Here is a 17,047-nt window from a genome sequence, read left to right as displayed (position 1 = left end):
CCCATCCCAGCCTTCCCCCAGGGGGGGAAGGAGCACGAGGGAGCGCGCGCATGACGAAGATCGACTTCGACTGGAAACCGCTGCTGCTCGCGCCGGTGCTCGCGTTGGCCGCGCTGCCCCTCACCGGTTCCTTCTCCACCTGGCTCACGCTCACGGTTGCGGGTTTGGCGATGGGCATGATCATCTTCATCATCGCCTCGGGCCTCACGCTCGTGTTCGGCCTGATGGATGTGTTGAACTTCGGCCACGGTGTGTTTATCGCGCTCGGCGCCTTCGTGGCCAGCAGCGTGCTCGGCCTGATGGGCGACTGGACCGGCTCGGGCGAGCTGTGGCGAAACCTCGTGGCCGTGTTCCCCGCGATGCTGGTCGCGATGGCGGTGGCCGGTGCCGTGGGCCTTGCCTTCGAGCGCTTCATCGTGCGGCCCGTGTACGGCCAGCACCTGAAACAGATCCTCATCACCATGGGCGGCATGATCATCGGCGAAGAGCTCATCAAGGTGATCTGGGGCCCGGGGCAGGTGCCGCTGCCCTTGCCCGACGCGCTGCGCGGCTCGCTGCTGGTCGGCGACGCGGCCATCAGCAAGTACCGGCTGCTCGCGGTGGCTGTGGGCGTGGTCGTGTTCGGCCTGCTCGCATGGACGCTGGGCCGCACCAAGATCGGCCTGCTGATCCGCGCCGGCGTGCAGGACCGCGAGATGGTCGAGTCGCTCGGCTACCGCATCGGCCGGCTGTTCGTCGGCGTGTTCGTGGTGGGCAGTGCGCTGGCCGGACTGGGCGGTGTGATGTGGGGCCTGTTCCAGCAGAACCTCGTGCCGCAGATGGGCGCGCAGGTCAACGTGCTGATCTTCATCGTGATCATCATCGGCGGGCTGGGTTCGACCGGCGGGGCGCTGATCGGTGCGCTGCTGGTGGGGCTCATGACCAACTACATCGGCTTCCTGCTGCCCACGCTCACGCAGTTCGCGAGCATCTTCCTGATGGTCGCGGTGCTGCTGTGGCGTCCGCAGGGCGTGTATCCCGTCGCGAACCGCTGAGGAAGAAGACGCTCATGTTCCTGAAACGACTTCTCTCCAACGACATGCCCCGCAGCCGCCTGCTGGCGCTGCTGCTCGTGGCCCTGTTCATCGCGCTGGCGTTCGCGCCGTTCATCTTCCCGGGCGTGAAGGCGCTCAGTGTCGCGGCCAAGATCCTGGTGTTCGTGGTGCTGGTTGCGAGCTTCGACCTGCTGCTGGGCTACACCGGCATCGTGAGCTTTGCGCACACGATGTTCTTCGGCATCGGCGCGTACGGCATCGCCATCTCGGCGACGCGGCTCGGGCCCAACTGGGGTGGGGTGCTGGTGGGGCTGGGCGCCTCGCTCGCGATCTCGCTGCTGCTCTCGTTCGCCATAGGCCTGTTCTCGCTGCGGGTGCGCGCGATCTTCTTCGCGATGATCACGCTGGCCGTGGCCTCGGCCTTCCAGACGCTGGCTTCGCAGCTTTCCGACTTCACCGGCGGCGAGGACGGCCTGACCTTCAAGCTGCCCGAACTGATCTCGCCGAGCTTCGAGTTCGCGGAAGAGCCTTTCCTCGGCGTCTCGCTCGACGGCCGGCTGCTGTGCTACTACCTGTTGTTCGTGGCGGCGGTGGTGCTGGTGCTCGCGCTGCTGCGCATCGTGAACTCGCCCTTCGGCCGCGTGCTGCAGGCTATCCGCGAGAACGAGTTCCGCGCAGAGGCCATCGGCTACCGCGTGGTGGTGTACCGCACCACGGCCGCCGTGCTGTCGGCGCTGTTCGCCACGCTGGCCGGGGCGATGCTCGCGGTCTGGCTGCGCTACAACGGGCCCGACACCTCGCTGAGCTTCGAGATCATGATCGATGTGCTGCTGATCGTGGTGATCGGCGGCATGGGCACCATCTACGGCGCGGCCATTGGCGCGGTGCTGTTCGTGGTGGCGCAGAGCTACCTGCAGGACCTGCTGCGCATAGCCAGCGAGGCGGCGAGCGGCTTGCCCTGGTTGGCCGCGCTGCTGTCGCCCGACCGATGGCTTCTGTGGCTGGGCGTGCTTTTCGTGCTGTCCGTCTATTACTTTCCCACCGGCATTGTCGGAAAACTGCGTGCGAGGGCGGCCAAATGAAGCTCACCCCCAGGCTTCGCGCACTTCGTGTCGCTACTCCCATCCCCTTGCAGGTGGCCGTGCCAGCGGCCCGGCAAAGCCGGTTCCGCGGCACGCCTGAAAGGGAATCACAGAAATGAACTTGCCACTTTCCCGCTACGCCCAGCTCGCGGGCCGCGAAATCCACTGGCTCGACTGGGGCGCGCCGGAGGCGCCGGTGGTCATCGCATGGCACGGCCTGGCGCGCACCTGCCGCGACATGGACGAGCTGGCGCAGCACTTCGCCTCGCGCGGCTTCCGCGTGATCTGTCCCGACACCATCGGCCGCGGCCTGAGTCAGTGGAGCCCGCTGCCCGACGAGGAATACAAACTCTCGTTCTATGCGCGCATCGCCAATGCGCTGTGCGACGAACTGCAGCTCGGGCGTGTGCATTGGGTCGGCACCTCGATGGGCGGCGCCATCGGCACGGTCTGCGCGTCAGGCCTGTTCGAGCCGCGCATGAAGGCGCGCATCGCGAGCCTGGTGCTCAACGACAACGCGCCCGAGCTGGCGCAGCCGGCCATCGAGCGCATCCGCGCCTATGCGGGCGAGCCGCCGTCGTTCGATACGGTGGCCGAGCTGGAGGCCTTCTTCCGCACGGTCTACAAGCCCTATGGCTGGCTCAGCGATGCGCAGTGGAGGCGCCTGACCGAAAGCTCCACGCGCCGGCTGGCCGACGGCCGCGTCACGCCGCACTACGACCCGGCCATGGTCCGCCAGTTCAGCGCGCACGACAACGACTACCTGATCTGGCCGCACTACGACACCATCGAGGTGCCGGTGCTGTGCCTGCGCGGTGCGGAGTCGGACCTCGTGCTGCCAGCGGTGACGCAGCAGATGCAGCAGCGAGGGCCGGGCGCCGCCGGGTTGCTGGAGGTGGTCGAAATCCAGGGGTGCGGCCACGCGCCCGCGCTCAACGTGCCGGAACAACTGGAGCTGATCGAAGGGTTTATTCGCGCGGCCGGATCCTGAGGCTCGGGCGGCGTGACAATCGCCGCCGATTCCAACCACAAGGCCTCGAACACCATGGCGCTCTCGATGTACGACCTGTCCGTGCCCGTCTTCATCCGCGGACTCGGACAACTCACCCATTTTCTCGACAAGAGCCTGGCGCATGCCAAGGCCAACGGCATCGATCCGGCCACGCTGGTCGAGGCGCGCCTCGCGCCCGACATGCTCACGCTGGCCGGCCAGATCCAGCGCGCGAGCGACGCGTCGAAGCTGGGCGTGGCCCGTATCGCGGGCATCACCGCGCCGAGCTTTCCCGATGAGGAAAAGACCTGGGACGACCTGGTGGCGCGCATCGCGAAGACGCAAGACTTCCTCGCGGGCGTGGACCGGGCGCTGATCGACGGCCAGGAAGAGCGGCCCGTGACCATCAAGGCCCGCGAGGGCGAGGCGCATTTCACCGCGCAGCGCTACCTGCTGCAGTTCGCGCTGCCCAACTTCTTCTTCCACGTGACCACGGCCTACGACGTGCTGCGCCACAAGGGCATGCCGATCGGCAAGATGGACTATCTGGGCAAGTTCTGAAGACCGGGCGCCTTCACGGCGCCGGGACAAACTTCAAATTGCCGTGACACATGCGCACGCAGCGCGTGCGCCGCAAACAATCGCGCCTGACCGCTGTCGGTCTGACACGAACAAGGTTGCGCTCATGAAGAGCATGGTGTCCAGAAGGGCGTTCTCGGGGTTCGCCGTGGGGGCCTCGGCGCTTGTCACGGCAGCAGGCGGCGGGTGGCCGGCGCGCAGTGCACTGGCCGCGTCGCCGGGCCTGCGAGACTACGGCACGGCGCCCAAGTTCGCGGGCATCGACAAGTGGCTCAACTCGGAACCGCTCACGCTGCAGGGGCTGGCCGGCAAGGTGGTGCTTGTCGATTTCTGGACCTACTCCTGCATCAACTGCATCCGCACGCTGCCGCACGTGGTGCGCTGGTACGAGAAGTACAAGGACCAGGGCTTCGTGGTGGTGGGTGTGCATTCGCCCGAGTTCGCGTATGAAAAATCGACGCGCAACGTGCAGGACGCGATCGAGCGCTTCAACATCCGCTACCCGGTGGCGCAGGACAACAGCTTCACCACCTGGAGGGCCTACAACAACCAGTACTGGCCAGCGTTCTATCTGGTCGACAGCAAGGGGCAGGTGATGCGGCAGCACTTCGGCGAAGGGGAGTACGCCGAGATGGAGGCCGCCATCGAGGTGTTGCTGGCGCGCAGGCCGGCGGGTTGAGCGCGCTTGGTCATTCCGGCGACGAGACGATGCGCTTCATGCCATGACGGATGTCCGTTGCGTGGGCCAGCCCGCCAGGTTGCGTTCGGCGATGTCCGCGAGCGCGGTGATCCATGCCGGGCTGTCGTTGAGGCAGGGGATGTAGCTGAAGGCCTGGCCGCCCGCGTGCATGAAAGCCTCGCGGCCTTCCATGGCGATTTCTTCGAGCGTCTCCAGGCAGTCGGCTGGGAACCCCGGGCACACCACGTCGACCCGTTTGATGCCGGAGGCACCGAGTTCGCGCAGCGTGGGCTCGGTGTAGGGCTCGAGCCACTTGGTACGGCCGAAGCGCGACTGGAAGGTGACGCGGTGCTGGGCGGCCGTGAGGCCTAGCCGCGCCGCGAGCAGGTGAGCGGTCTCGAGGCACTGCGACTGGTACGGATCGCCCAGCGCGATGTTGCGCGCGGGAATGCCGTGGAAGCTCATCAGCAGCACTTCGCCGCGGCCTTCGGCCTTCCAGCGCTTCTCGATGCCTTGCGCCAGCGCTTCGATGTAGGCCGGGTCGTCGTGGTAGTCGTTGACGAAGCGGAACTCCGGCAGGCGGCGCTGCCTGCGGCTCCAGTCGTTCACCGCGTCGATCACGCTGGCCGTGGTGGTGGCCGAGTATTGCGGGTAGGCCTGCAGCACCAGCACGCGCGTGGCGCCTTCGGCCTGCAGCGCGTCGAGGCGGGAAGCGATGGACGGGTTGGCATAGCGCATCGCGTCGCGCACCGTCACGCGGTGGCCGCGCTCGCCGAGCCAGCCGGCCAGCAGCGTGGCCTGCTTCTGCGTGAACACTTTCAAGGGGGAACCCTCGGGCGTCCAGATGCTCGCGTACTTGGCGGCCGACTTCGCCGGGCGTGTGCGCAGGATGATGCCGTGCAGGATCAGTGCCCAGATCGCCCTCGGGATTTCGACCACGCGCGGGTCGCCCAGGAAGTCGGCGAGATAGGGCCGAACGGCGGCTGCGGTGGGCGCGTCGGGCGAACCCAGGTTGCACCAGAGCACAGCGGTGCGCGGGGTACTTGAGGAGGCGTTCTCGTGGATCGAAGGCATGCGATATTCTCGGGCATGACTTCCGCTTCCCCGGTGCCTGCGGGCGCCGCGCCCCTCGATCTCAAGCGCATCTCGGCGATCTCTCTCGACCTCGACGACACCCTGTGGCCGATCTGGCCGACCATTGAACGCGCCGAGGCCGTGCTGCATGCATGGCTGCTGCGCGAGGCGCCAAAGACGGCTTCGCTGCTGATGACGCCGGGCATCCTGCGCGAGCTCCGTGAAGCCACAGCCAAGGAGCGCTCCGACCTCGCGCATGACCTGAGCGCATTGCGCCGCGAGTCGATCCGCACCGCGCTCACGCGGGCTGGCGAAGACCCGGCGCTGGCCGACCCGGCCTTCGACGCCTTCTTCGCGGAGCGCCAGCGCGTGACGCTGTACGACGACGCGCTGCCCGCGCTGAAGTGGCTCAGCGAGCGCTATCCGCTGGTCGCGGTCTCGAATGGCAATGCAGACATCCACAAGACCGGCGTCGGCCGCTGGTTTCGCACCGCCTTCAATGCACGCGCCTTCGGCAGCGGCAAGCCGCACGCGCCGATCTTCCGCGCCGCCGCGGCTTCGGTCGGCCTGTTGCCGAAAGACGTGCTGCACGTCGGCGACGACGCCGAGCTCGACGTGGTGGGCGCGCTCAATGCCGGCATGCAGGCGGCCTGGCTGGTGCGCGACGAGCGGCCCTGGGTGCACGGCGCGCGGCCGCAGCTGATCGTGCCCAACCTGCACGCGCTGTGCATGGCGCTGGGCGACTGAGCGCTATTTGAAGACCGGTCGGAAGAAGCTGCGCTCGTAGCTGAGGAAGCAGCGCGTGTCCTGCGCGTACTTGAACGCGGCCTGGCATTCGGGGTCCTGCATCGAGTCGGCGCGGTACTTTTCGTACGCGGCCAGGCTCGGGAAGCTGAACATCGCCAGTGCCACGTCGTTCGCCCCCTCGGAGGGCAGGAAGTAGCCGTGGTGCTGGCCGCCGAACTTCTCGACCAGCGGAATCCAAAGCCTGCCGTAGTGCTCGAACTCCTTGAGCTTGTAGGGGTCGACGATGTAGCGCAGGTAGCAGGTGACCATGGATGTTGTTCCGGCTGTGAAGGGGGTATTGCCGCCGCGTCTGCAGCGATTCATGGGCCTGACTATAGTTGGCGCCACGACGTCTTGCGGCTGCGCTCCGGCCAGGAAAAACCCACATGCATTTCTCCAACTGGCTCCTCTTCTGCGGCGTGACACTGCTCGTTGCGTTCACGCCGGGCCCGGCCGTGCTGCTCGCCGTCTCGAATTCGATGAGCGTGGGTCCGCGCCGCGCGATGATCAGTTCGCTCGGCAACGCCATGGGGCTGTTCATGGTCTCCGCCGCGGCAATGGCCGGGCTGGGCGTGGTGCTCTCCACCTCGGCCAATGCGTTCATGGTGCTGAAGGTGGCCGGCGCCGCTTACCTGATCTATCTGGGCATCAAGCAGTGGCGCAGCCAGGGCAGCGTGTTCGCCGACCTGCAGGGCACGTCGGCCGAGGGGTCGCCGCGCTCCAGTTGGCGGCTGTTCGGGCACGGCCTGACGGTGGCGCTCACGAATCCGAAGGGCATTCTTTTCTTCTCGGCGCTGTTTCCGCAGTTCCTGACGCAGGATGCGCCGCTCGCCATGCAGTTCGCGGTGCTGACGACCACCTTCGCGACGGCCTCGGTGCTGTCGCATGCGTTCTATGTGCTGCTGGCGCGCCTGCTGCGCAAGCAGCTGTCGGACCCGCGCCGCACGCGGGTTTTCAACAAGGTGTCGGGCGGGGCGTTCGTGCTGCTGGGGCTGAGCCTGCTGCGCTTGCGCAACAAGGCGGCCTGATCTTTTTCAGCCCAGCGCGAACTGCTCGCGCAGCGCGGCGCAGAAATCGGCAGTGCCACTCAGCGAGAGGGTGAGGGTGTCGAAGCGCGGGTTGTCCTCGTGCGTCTGCTGCAGGTCGTAGTCCCAGGTCGCGCCTTCATCGAGGGCGCCGCGCGCATGGGGAAACGTGGCTTCGGCCCAATCGAGCACCTGCGCGATTTCAGCTCGCACCTCGGGTGTCTTGTCCGGCGTGGTCGATGCCATCGCGTCGAAGGTGCCGTGGCCTTCGGTGTCTTCGCTGTAGTCGAAATCGAGATAGCGCAGTTCGGTCGTCATGCGTTCAATGCCTTTGCCGCTGCCAGCCCGCTGAGCACCGCGCCCTCCAGCGTGGCAGGGTAGGGACCTTCGATGTAGTCGCCGCAGGCTCGCAGGCCGGGGGCGATGTCCATCGGCGGCCGCGACAGCCCCGGGGTGCAGGCGAATGTGGCGCGCTTCTCGACCACGGTCTGCACGAGCTGCAGCTTCGTCTGGCCCAACTGCGCAACCGCTTGCGCGATCACCTGTTCTTCCAGCGCCTCGCGCGGCGTTTCGTTGGCACTTACGACCATGGCAAGCACTCCGGGCAGGCCGCTGAGCTGGCCCCGGTCGAACGCGAATTGGGCCGGTGCGCTGGCCGGATCGCTGCGCAGCGCGAGCATTGGTTCGGCGAGCGGCGTCGCGCCGCGTACGTAGACCGTGGCGATGGCCTCGAAGCGCAGGGCTTCGGTGGTTCCGCACCAGCGCTCGGCCGGCAGTCCGGATGCGCGGACCAGCCGCGCAGCATCCCATGGCGCGCAAGCCAGCACGACCTTGTCGAAGAGCTCGTCGTCGACGCGCCACGGTCCGGCTTCCGGCGCGATGGCACGCACACGGGCGCCGATGCGCACCGCTGCGCCGTGCTTCATGAGCCATTGGATGGCGGCATCGGGCATCAGGGCGCCGAGGTCGGCGCATGGCAGCAGCAGATCGGCGCCGCCGCTGCCGCTGAACAAGGCGTCGTTCAGCACGCGCAGGAACACTTCCCCGCTCGATTGCGCGACGGGCGTGTTCAATGCGGAAACGCACAGCGGCTCGATCAATTCCTGCATCACGCGCGGCGTGAGGCCTGCGCACAAGTCGGCGACCGTGGTACTGCTGGCGCAGCGAAAGCCTGCAAACCGCCACCGGATCGCGGTGCGCAGCAACGAAGACTTGTCGCGCCATGTCCAGCCGCGCGCCGTGAAGATGCCGGCCAGCAGGTCGAGCGGCGCGGGCAGCCGCGGCAGCTTGAGCCCGCCGCCATCGGCGAAGCGCAGCGAGAGAGGCATGCGCAGCAGCGCGCCTTCGACATCCACGCCCACATCGCGCATCAGCTGCAGCGTGGCGGTGTACGCACCGATCAGGATGTGCTGGCCGTTGTCCAGCGCCAGCCCGTGCATGTTGTCGACCCGCCGCGCCCGGCCGCCCGGCATGTGCGCCGCCTCGAACAGCGTGACGGCATGGCCGAGCCGCGTGGCTTCCACCGCGCAGGCGAGGCCGGCCCAGCCGGCGCCGATGACGGCGGTTTTCTTCTTCAAGCTCAGATGCGTCCCAAAGCCTGGACCTTCCACGCCAGCCAGAACTTGCGCACCGGCGTCAGGCTCACGCGCTGGTTCAGCACCTGGAAGTTGTCGCGCTCGATCTCGCGCAGCAAGGTGCGGTAGATGCTGGCCATCATCAGCCCGGGCTTCTGCGCGCGGCGATCGGCCAGCGGAAGCAGTGCGAGCGCTTCGTCGTACGCCGCGTGGGCGCGCTCGGACTGGAACTTCATCAGCGCGACGAAGCGATCGGAGTGCACGCGGTTGAGGATCTCGTGCGCCTTCACGTCGAACTTCTGCAACTCGTTCACCGGCAGGTAGATGCGTCCGCGCAGGGCGTCCTCGCCCACGTCGCGCAGGATGTTGGTGAGCTGCAGCGCCAGGCCGAGCTTGTGGGCGTAGGCGGTGGTCTGCGGATCGGTCTGGCCAAAGATGCGCGCCGCGACTTCGCCGACCACGCCGGCCACCAGGTGGCAGTAGCGCGCAAGGCCGGGAAAGTCGAGATACCGGGTCTGCTCCAGGTCCATCTGGCAGCCGTCGATCACTTCGTTGAGCTGGCGTGCCTCGATGCCGTAGGCCACGGCATGCGGCATCAGTGCCTGCGTCACCGGATGGCGCGGCGTGCCTGCGAACGACTGGGCGACCTCGGTGCGCCACCAGGCGAGCTTGGTGGCGGCCACGCCGGGGTCGGAGACCTCGTCGACCACGTCGTCGACCTCGCGGCAGAACGCATAGAAGGCCGTGATCGCGGCGCGGCGCGGCTTGGGAAGGAACAGGAAGGCGTAATAGAAACTGCTGCCCGAGGCGGCGGCCTTGTCTTGTACGTATTGCTCGGGATTCATCGGGGAGGCGCTGCTTTCATGGGCCGCAATTGTCTCCGCATCCGCATGGCCTTCCAGAGCAGCACGGGCGCATCGAATTTGCCGATGGTGGGGCGCTGCGAGAAGGTGTCGAAGCCCAGGGCCTCGATCTTGTCGAGGATGCGCAGGCCGCCCTGCACCACGAGGCGCAGCTCCCAGCCGGCGCGGCCCGGCAGGCGGTGCACGAGGGGGGCGCCCTGGTGCATGAGTTCGCGCGCCCAGTGCGACACGATGGCCATCAGGTTGATGGCCTCCTGCGGAGGCGGGCCGCTCGCGAGCGGTGCAAAAACCTTGAAGTTCTCGCGTGTCAGGCTGCGCCGCTCGCAGTCGGCCAGCGGAAAGTAGAAGCGGTCGCGCGGCAGGTCGACGCTCGGGTCCTGCCAGAAATTGATGAGCTGCAACGCGCTGCAGATGGCGTCGCTCTGCGCGAGCGCCTGCGCGTCGTGCACGCCGTAGAGATGCAGCAGCAGGCGGCCGATCGGGTTGGCGGAGCGGCGGCAGTAGTCGAGCAGCTCGGCGCGGTCGGCGTACGTACCGCGGTCGCGGGTCTTCTCGATGTCCTGCATGAAGGCGCTCAGCAGGTCAGCGAGCAGGTCTTCGGGCAGGTCGTACCGGGCGATGCTGTGGGCCAGCGGTCCGAACACCTGTGGCCAGCGTGATGCGGGCAGCACCTCGCCCCGGGCGGCGGCGGCGAGTTCCTCGCGGTAGGCATTCAGATCGGCCAGGCGTTCGCCGGGCGAGGCATTGCCTTCGTCGGCGATGTCGTCGGCGGTGCGCGCGAAGTGGTAGATGGCGGCGATCGGCGGGCGCAGGTGCGGCGGACACAGCCACGAGGCGACCGGAAAGTTCTCGTAGTGCGCGGACGGCGCGGCAAGGTGGGGAGTGGCGGACACGCCACGATTGTCAGCGACGACGCCACGCTCCGGCACTATGCTCGCAGCGTCGCCACTTTGAATTCCCCGCTTCATGAAAGCATCCGCTCCGGCTTCCGGGCCCCAGGTTTCCGCGTACGGCGAGGCGGCGCACCCGAAAGGCCCGGTGCTCATGATCGCGGCCCTGGGCGTCGTGTTCGGCGACATCGGCACCTCGCCGCTGTATGCCTTCAAGGAAACGATGAACCCCGAGCACGGCATCCCGTTCTCGCCCGATTCGGTGCTGGGGCTGCTCTCGCTGATCTTCTGGGGGTTGATGTTCGTGGTGACGCTGAAGTACGTGGTGTTCGTGCTGCGCGCCGATCACGACGGCGAGGGCGGCATCCTGGCGTTGCAGGCCCTGGCACGCAGCGCCGTGGGCGGACCGAAGACCAAGCCCTGGGTGTGGAACGTGATCGGCATGCTGGGCCTGGTGGGCGCGGCCATGTTCTACGGCGACAGCCTGATCACGCCGGCCATCTCGGTGCTCTCGGCGGTGGAAGGGCTGGAGGTGCAGGCGCCGGTGCTGCAGCGCGCGGTGATTCCGATCACGATCATGATCCTGATCGCGCTGTTCGCGGTACAGAAGAAGGGCACGGGCGTGGTCGGCAAGGTGTTCGGGCCGATCATGCTGCTGTGGTTCCTGGTGCTGGCAGCGGCCGGCCTGTGGCAGGTGCTGCAGCAGCCGCAGGTTCTGGCGGCGCTCGATCCTCGGCGGGCCGTGGGCTTTCTTGTCGAGCACCGGGCGCAGTCGCTGGCGGTGCTGGGCGCGGTGTTCCTGGCCTTCACGGGCGGCGAGGCGCTGTATGCGGACATGGGGCACTTCGGTGCGCGGCCGATCCGGCTGGCATGGCTGTTCATCGCGCTGCCGGGGCTGGTGCTGAACTACTTCGGGCAGGGCGCGCTGGTGCTGGCCAACCCCGGCGCCATCGACAACCCCTTCTTCCGGCTCTTTCCCTCGTGGGGCGTGCTGCCGATGGTGGTGCTGGCCGCGATGGCCACGGTGATCGCCTCGCAGGCGGTGATTTCTGGCGCCTTCTCGCTCACGGCACACGCGATGCGCATGGGCTACCTGCCGCGCATGCGGGTGATCCAGACTTCGGGCGCGGCCATCGGGCAGATCTACGTGCCAGCCGTGAACTGGCTGCTGATGGTGGGCGTGCTGCTGCTGGTGGTGGGCTTCCGCAGCTCGAGCGCGCTGTCGGCGGCGTACGGTATCGCGGTGTCGATCACGATGGTCACGACCACGCTGCTGGCCGGCATCGTGGCCTGGGGGCTGTGGCGCTGGAACAAGGTGGCGGTGGTGGTCGGCGTGGCAGCCTTCGCGGTGATCGACCTGACCTTCGTGGTTGCCAACAGCCTGAAGGTCGCCGAGGGCGGCTGGCTCACCTTGGCGGTGGCCGCGGTGGTGATGGTGGTGTTCACCACCTGGGCCAAGGGCCGTCGCCTGGGGCTGGAGGCGGCCGCGGCCGAGAGCCTGCCGCTGCGCGCCTTCGTCGAGTCGCTGGCGCTGCACATGCCGCACCGGGTGAGCGGCACCGCGGTGTTCTTGAACCCCGACGCCACCGCGGTGCCGCACGCGCTGCTGCACAACCTCAAGCACAACCAGGTGCTGCACGAGCAGGTGATCGTGCTGCGCGTGCTGCCTTGCGACACACCGCGCGTCGACGCGCGCATTCGCATCGAGGCAGAGCAACTGATGGACGGCATCTGGATGGTCACGGCGCGTCACGGTTTCATGGAGCGGCCCGACGTGCCGGAATTCATCCGCATCCTGGCCTACCAGAAGACGCTGGCGATCGATTCGATGAAGACCTCCTACTTCGTTTCGCGCGCCTCGATCGGCGAGGAAACCCTGCCTGGCATGAACCCGATCCGGCGTGCCCTGTTCGGCTGGCTGCAGCGCAACGCGGGGCGCGCTTCGGACTATTTCGAACTGCCCGACAACCGCCTCGTGGAGATGGGCCAACGAACCTAGTGACCGGCGGGTCATTGACAGTGCTTCACGTTTACCCTAGATTACTAACCAGTGGGTCATTAATGATCCGGTTCGTCCTTTCCAGGGTGTCTCATGACCGCCTCCGCCGTCCTCTCGTCCCGTGTCCGCAGTGCCGCATGGCTGCTGCTTCCCGCCATTTTTCTGGCCGGCTGCTCGCCGAAACCCGCCGCCGAGGATCCCGTGCGCGCGGTCAAGTTCGTGACCGTGGGCACGAGCGAATTCGATGCCCAGCCCGAGTTCTCGGCCGAGGTTCGGGCGCGCGTCGAATCGCGCCTGGGCTTCCGCGTGGCGGGCAAGATCACCAGGCGCCAGGCTGAACTCGGCCAGCATGTGCAGGCCGGCCAGGTGCTGGCCCAGCTCGACCCGCAGGACTACAAGCTCGCCGCTGAGGCCGCTCGAGCCCAGCAGGCCGCCGCGCTGACCAACCGCGACCTGGCTGCCGCCGACCTGAAGCGCTACACCGAATTGCGCCAGCAGAACTTCATCAGCGGCGCCGAGCTCGAGCGCCGCGAAACCACCTGGAAGGCCGCGCAGGCCCAGCTCGAACAGGCTCAGGCGCAGCTCGCCTCGCAGGGCAACCAGGCCAACTACACGACGCTGGTGGCGGACGTGGCCGGCATCATCACGGCCATCGAGGCCGAGCCGGGACAGGTGGTGCAGGCCGGCACACCGGTCGTGCGCATCGCACAGGACGGCGCGCGCGACGTGGTGTTCGCGGTGCCCGAAGACCGCGCCACGCTCATCAAGGCGGGGTCGCCCGTCACGGTGCGCGGCTGGTCCGGCGGCAGCGAGCTGCAGGGCGAGGTGCGCGAAGTAGCGGCCAGCGCCGACGCGGTCACGCGCACCTACTCGGTCAAGGTCGCCATCGATGCGGCCGCCTCGCCGCCGCTCGGCGCCACGGTCTATGCGCGTCCGCAGGCGCTCGCGCATGGCACCACCGCGGTGATGAAGCTGCCGACCAGCGCACTGCGCCAGGAGGGCAAGGGCTCTGCCGTGTGGGTGCTCGACAAGCCGACCATGACGGTGCGTTCGCAGACTGTGCAGGTCGCCACGGCTGACGGCAACGAGGCGGTGATCGCCAGCGGCATCGCCCCCGGCATGATGGTCGTGGCTGCGGGCGTGCACGTGCTGTCGCCGGGGCAGAAGGTCACCATCTACCAGTCCAAGGAGGCGGCCGCGGCCGCCGCAAATGCCGGTGCGAAGGACTCGGCACAGCCCGTGGCGGCTGTCGCTGCGACGAACAAGGAGATCGCAGCGGGTGCCGCCAAATGAGCGGCGGCGCAGCAACTCCCCCCGCTGAGAAGCCCGCCGGCTTCAATCTCTCCAAGTGGGCGCTGGACCACGCGCCCCTCACGCGCTACCTGATGGTGGTGCTGATGGTGCTGGGTGCCTTCGCGTACTTCCAGCTCGGCCAGGACGAGGACCCGCCGTTCACCTTCCGTGCGATGGTGGTGCGCACCTACTGGCCCGGCGCCACCGCGCAGCAGGTGGCCGAGCAGGTCACCGACAAGCTCGAACGCACGCTGCAGGAAGCGCCGTACGCCGACAAGATCCGCAGCTACTCGAAGCCCGGCGAGTCGCAGATCATCTTCAACATCAAGGACTCGTCGAAGTCCACCGAAGTGGCCAACGTCTGGTACACGGTGCGCAAGAAGATCGGCGACATGCACGCCACCTTGCCCGCCGGCGTGCAGGGGCCGTTCTTCAATGACGACTTCGGCGATGTCTATGGCGTGATCTACGCGCTGGAGAGCGAAGGCTTCAGCTACGCCGAGCTCAAGACGTTGGCCGATGACGTGCGCCAGCAGCTTCTGCGCGTGAAGGACGTGGCCAAGGTCGACCAGTTCGGCGTGCAGGACGAGAAGGTCTACATCGAGATCTCGCAGAAGCGCCTGGCGCAGCTGGGGCTCGATTTCAACGCAGTGCTGGCGCAGCTCGGCTCGCAGAACGCGATCGAGAGCGCGGGCTCGATCCAGTCGCCGCTCGACGTGGTGCAGGTGCGCGTGGCCGGTCAGTTCACCAGCGTCGACCAGCTGCGCGAGATGCCCATCCGCGGCAGCTCGGGCAGCCAGATCAAGCTCGGCGACATCGCCGACATCCATCGCGGCTACATCGATCCGCCGGCGGTCAAGGTGCACCACCAGGGCAAGGAAGTGATCGCACTTGGCGTGTCGATGGCCAAGGGCGGCGACATCATCGCACTGGGCAAGGCGCTCAAGGCCACCACCGCCACCATCGACCAGCGCCTGCCGGCCGGCGTGAAGCTGGCGCAGGTGCAGGACCAGCCGGTGTCGGTGGCCAGCTCGGTCAACGAGTTCGTCGGCGTGCTGATCGAGGCCGTGGCCATCGTGCTGGCCGTGAGCATCATTTCGCTCGGCCTGCACAAGGGCGGGCGCTTTGGCTGGTACATCGACATGCGACCCGGGCTGGTGGTGGCGATCACCATTCCGCTGGTGCTGGCCGTGACCTTCCTGGCGATGAACTACTTCGGCATCGGGCTGCACAAGATATCGCTGGGCTCGCTGATCATCGCGCTCGGCCTGCTGGTGGACGACGCGATCATTGCGGTCGAGATGATGGTGCGCAAGATGGAAGAGGGCTACGACAAGGTCCGCGCCGCCACCTTCGCCTACGACGTGACGGCCAAGCCGATGCTCACGGGCACGCTCATCACGGCCGCGGGCTTCCTTCCTATCGGCATCGCCAAGTCGGTGACGGGCGAGTACACCTTCGCGATCTTCGCAGTGACGGTGATCGCGCTGGTGCTGTCGTGGATCGTCTCTGTGTACTTCGTGCCCTACCTCGGCACGCTCTTGCTGAAGGTGAAACCGCACGACCCCGAGGCGCCGCCGCACGAGCTGTTCGACACGGCCTTCTACAACGCCTTTCGCCGCGCGGTGAACTGGTGTGTGCAGCACCGCTGGATGACCATCGGCGCCACGGTGTTGATCTTCGCGCTCGGCATCTTCGGCATGGGCAAGGTGCAGCAGCAGTTCTTTCCGGATTCGAGCCGGCCCGAGATCCTGGTCGACATCTGGTTCCCCGAGGGCACCTCGTTCGCGGCCAACGAAGAGGTGGCCAAGCGCGTCGAGAAGCGTTTCATGCAGGAAGCTGGCGTGAAGACGGTCAGCACCTGGATCGGCTCGGGCGTGCCGCGTTTCTATCTGCCGTTGGACCAGGTGTTTCCGCAGACCAACGTGTCGCAGCTGATCGTGCTCGCCAAGGACCTGAAGGTGCGCGAGACGCTGCGCCTGAAGTTGCCGCAGGTGCTGGCGCAGGAATTTCCGGAGGTGCGCGGGCGCGTCAAGCTGCTGCCCAACGGGCCTCCGGTGCCGTACCCGGTGCAGTTCCGCGTGATCGGCACCGACCCGGTGCAGCTGCGCGGCCACGCCGACGAGGTGAAGGCCGTGTTGCGCGAGAACGCCAACATGCGCGGCGTGAACGACAACTGGAACGAATCGGTCAAGGTGATCCGCCTCGAAGTCGACCAGGCCAAGGCGCGCGCGCTCGGCGTGACGAGCCAGGCCATTGCGCAGGCCTCGAAGACCATGTTCAGCGGCACGACAGTGGGCCAGTACCGCGAGAACGACCTGCTGATCGACATCGTGCTGCGCCAGGCGCCCGACGAGCGCCAGGCCATCTCGGATATCGGCAACGCCTACATCCCGACCACCTCGGGCCGCTCGATCCCGCTCACGCAGATCGCCAAGCCGGTGTTCACCTGGGAGCCGGGCGTGATGTGGCGCGAGAACCGCGACTACGCCATCACCGTGCAGGGCGACGTGATCGAGGGGCTGCAGGGCGCGACCGTGACGGCGCAACTGTTGCCGAAACTGCGCCAACTCGAGGCCGGCTGGGTAGAGGCCGGGCAGGGCGGCTACCGCATCGAGGTGGCGGGCGCGGTGGAAGAAAGCAGCAAGGGCTCGGCCTCGATCGTGGCGGGCGTGCCGATCATGCTGTTCCTGGTGTTCACGCTGCTGATGCTGCAGCTGCACAGCTTCAGCCGCTCGCTGCTGGTGTTCGTCACCGGCCCGATGGGCATCGCCGGCGTGGCCGGCGCGCTGCTGGTACTGAACCGGCCCTTCGGCTTCGTGGCGCTGCTGGGCGTGATCGCGCTGATGGGCATGATCCAGCGCAACGCGGTGATCCTGATCGACCAGATCGAGCTTGACCGCGCGGCGGGCGTGCCGGCGTGGGACGCGATCGTGGAGTCGGCGGTGCGGCGGCTGCGGCCGATCGTGCTGACGGCCGCGGCGGCGGTGCTGGCCATGATTCCGCTGTCGCGCAGCGTGTTCTGGGGGCCGATGGCCGTGGCCATCATGGGCGGCCTGATCGTCGCGACGGTGCTGACGCTGCTGGCCTTGCCCGCAATGTATGCCGCGGCATTTCGTGTGAAGCGGGAGCCGAAAGAGGCGCCGATTAGCGTCTAAAATCGAAAGCTGACCGATTT

16 protein-coding genes are annotated in these 17,047 nt (G+C 67.4%); 10 read left to right on the top strand and 6 right to left on the bottom strand.

What is annotated here, in order from left to right; genetic code table 11:
* The first annotated feature begins 50 nt into the window (after window positions 1-50).
* The 5 genes from ACCC97_RS13890 (at window position 51) to ACCC97_RS13870 (ending at window position 4,365) form a co-directional block, all read left to right on the top strand.
* The gene (locus tag ACCC97_RS13890; RefSeq protein WP_007829830.1) at window positions 51-1,034 is read left to right on the top strand and encodes a branched-chain amino acid ABC transporter permease; all 984 of its coding nucleotides are present in this window, start codon (window positions 51-53) and stop codon (window positions 1,032-1,034) included.
* A 14-nt stretch (window positions 1,035-1,048) separates the two neighbouring features.
* Window positions 1,049-2,116 (top strand): branched-chain amino acid ABC transporter permease, encoded by a 1,068-nt coding sequence (locus ACCC97_RS13885; RefSeq protein ID WP_007829828.1) that lies wholly within the window; start codon window positions 1,049-1,051, stop codon window positions 2,114-2,116.
* 115 nt (window positions 2,117-2,231) lie between these two features.
* Window positions 2,232-3,107 carry an alpha/beta fold hydrolase gene (locus ACCC97_RS13880; RefSeq protein WP_413333355.1) on the top strand — a complete coding sequence of 292 codons (876 nt, stop codon included), beginning with the start codon at window positions 2,232-2,234 and terminating at the stop codon, window positions 3,105-3,107.
* Window positions 3,108-3,161: 54 nt separating this feature from the next.
* A complete protein-coding gene (locus ACCC97_RS13875) occupies window positions 3,162-3,668 on the top strand; it encodes a DUF1993 domain-containing protein (protein WP_413333364.1) in 507 nt (168 codons plus the stop codon).
* A 133-nt stretch (window positions 3,669-3,801) separates the two neighbouring features.
* On the top strand, window positions 3,802-4,365 hold the full coding sequence (locus ACCC97_RS13870; protein WP_413333362.1) for a thioredoxin-like domain-containing protein: 564 nt from the start codon (window positions 3,802-3,804) through the stop codon (window positions 4,363-4,365).
* Window positions 4,366-4,401: 36 nt separating this feature from the next.
* Here ACCC97_RS13870 and hemH read toward each other — a convergent pair whose 3' ends face one another.
* The gene (hemH, locus tag ACCC97_RS13865) at window positions 4,402-5,439 is read right to left on the bottom strand and encodes a ferrochelatase (RefSeq protein WP_413333353.1); all 1,038 of its coding nucleotides are present in this window, start codon (window positions 5,437-5,439) and stop codon (window positions 4,402-4,404) included.
* A 15-nt stretch (window positions 5,440-5,454) separates the two neighbouring features.
* Between hemH and ACCC97_RS13860 the strand changes: the two genes are divergently transcribed.
* Entirely contained in the window at window positions 5,455-6,186 is a 732-nt protein-coding gene (locus ACCC97_RS13860) for an HAD family hydrolase (protein WP_413333351.1), read from the top strand.
* A gap of 3 nt (window positions 6,187-6,189) precedes the next feature.
* Here ACCC97_RS13860 and ACCC97_RS13855 read toward each other — a convergent pair whose 3' ends face one another.
* On the bottom strand, window positions 6,190-6,495 hold the full coding sequence (locus ACCC97_RS13855) for an NIPSNAP family protein (RefSeq protein WP_413333349.1): 306 nt from the start codon (window positions 6,493-6,495) through the stop codon (window positions 6,190-6,192).
* Between the two features lie 116 nt (window positions 6,496-6,611).
* Here ACCC97_RS13855 and ACCC97_RS13850 point away from each other — a divergent pair, with 116 nt between their 5' ends.
* Window positions 6,612-7,253, top strand: a complete 642-nt coding sequence (locus ACCC97_RS13850; RefSeq protein ID WP_007829813.1) for a LysE family translocator — start codon at window positions 6,612-6,614, stop codon at window positions 7,251-7,253.
* Between the two features lie 6 nt (window positions 7,254-7,259).
* Here the strand turns inward: ACCC97_RS13850 and ACCC97_RS13845 are convergent, their stop codons facing one another.
* Genes ACCC97_RS13845 through hpnC form a run of 4 tightly spaced genes read right to left on the bottom strand, consistent with a single transcriptional unit; the run spans window position 7,260 to window position 10,580 of the window.
* The gene (locus tag ACCC97_RS13845) at window positions 7,260-7,568 is read right to left on the bottom strand and encodes a hypothetical protein (protein WP_007829811.1); all 309 of its coding nucleotides are present in this window, start codon (window positions 7,566-7,568) and stop codon (window positions 7,260-7,262) included.
* Window positions 7,565-8,827 carry a hydroxysqualene dehydroxylase HpnE gene (gene hpnE, locus ACCC97_RS13840; protein ID WP_413333347.1) on the bottom strand — a complete coding sequence of 421 codons (1,263 nt, stop codon included), beginning with the start codon at window positions 8,825-8,827 and terminating at the stop codon, window positions 7,565-7,567. The genes ACCC97_RS13845 and hpnE overlap by 4 nt, the downstream gene beginning before the upstream one ends.
* Window positions 8,828-8,829: 2 nt before the next feature.
* On the bottom strand, window positions 8,830-9,669 hold the full coding sequence (gene hpnD, locus ACCC97_RS13835) for a presqualene diphosphate synthase HpnD (protein ID WP_007829807.1): 840 nt from the start codon (window positions 9,667-9,669) through the stop codon (window positions 8,830-8,832).
* Entirely contained in the window at window positions 9,666-10,580 is a 915-nt protein-coding gene (hpnC, locus tag ACCC97_RS13830; protein ID WP_413333344.1) for a squalene synthase HpnC, read from the bottom strand. Before hpnC ends, hpnD begins: the two co-directional genes overlap by 4 nt.
* A gap of 151 nt (window positions 10,581-10,731) precedes the next feature.
* Between hpnC and ACCC97_RS13825 the strand changes: the two genes are divergently transcribed.
* From ACCC97_RS13825 to ACCC97_RS13815, 3 genes are all read left to right on the top strand, one after another.
* Window positions 10,732-12,576, top strand: coding sequence for a potassium transporter Kup (locus ACCC97_RS13825; RefSeq protein WP_413333360.1), 1,845 nt, complete (start codon window positions 10,732-10,734; stop codon window positions 12,574-12,576).
* A gap of 93 nt (window positions 12,577-12,669) precedes the next feature.
* The gene (locus tag ACCC97_RS13820; RefSeq protein WP_007829802.1) at window positions 12,670-13,869 is read left to right on the top strand and encodes an efflux RND transporter periplasmic adaptor subunit; all 1,200 of its coding nucleotides are present in this window, start codon (window positions 12,670-12,672) and stop codon (window positions 13,867-13,869) included.
* Entirely contained in the window at window positions 13,866-17,027 is a 3,162-nt protein-coding gene (locus ACCC97_RS13815) for an efflux RND transporter permease subunit (RefSeq protein ID WP_413333342.1), read from the top strand. Before ACCC97_RS13820 ends, ACCC97_RS13815 begins: the two co-directional genes overlap by 4 nt.
* Window positions 17,028-17,047: the final 20 nt, after the last annotated feature.

Origin of the sequence: Variovorax sp. Varisp85, assembly GCF_047304045.1 — a bacterium.
GTDB lineage: Bacteria > Pseudomonadota > Gammaproteobacteria > Burkholderiales > Burkholderiaceae_C > Variovorax.
This window is presented reverse-complemented; position numbering and strand designations above follow the sequence as displayed.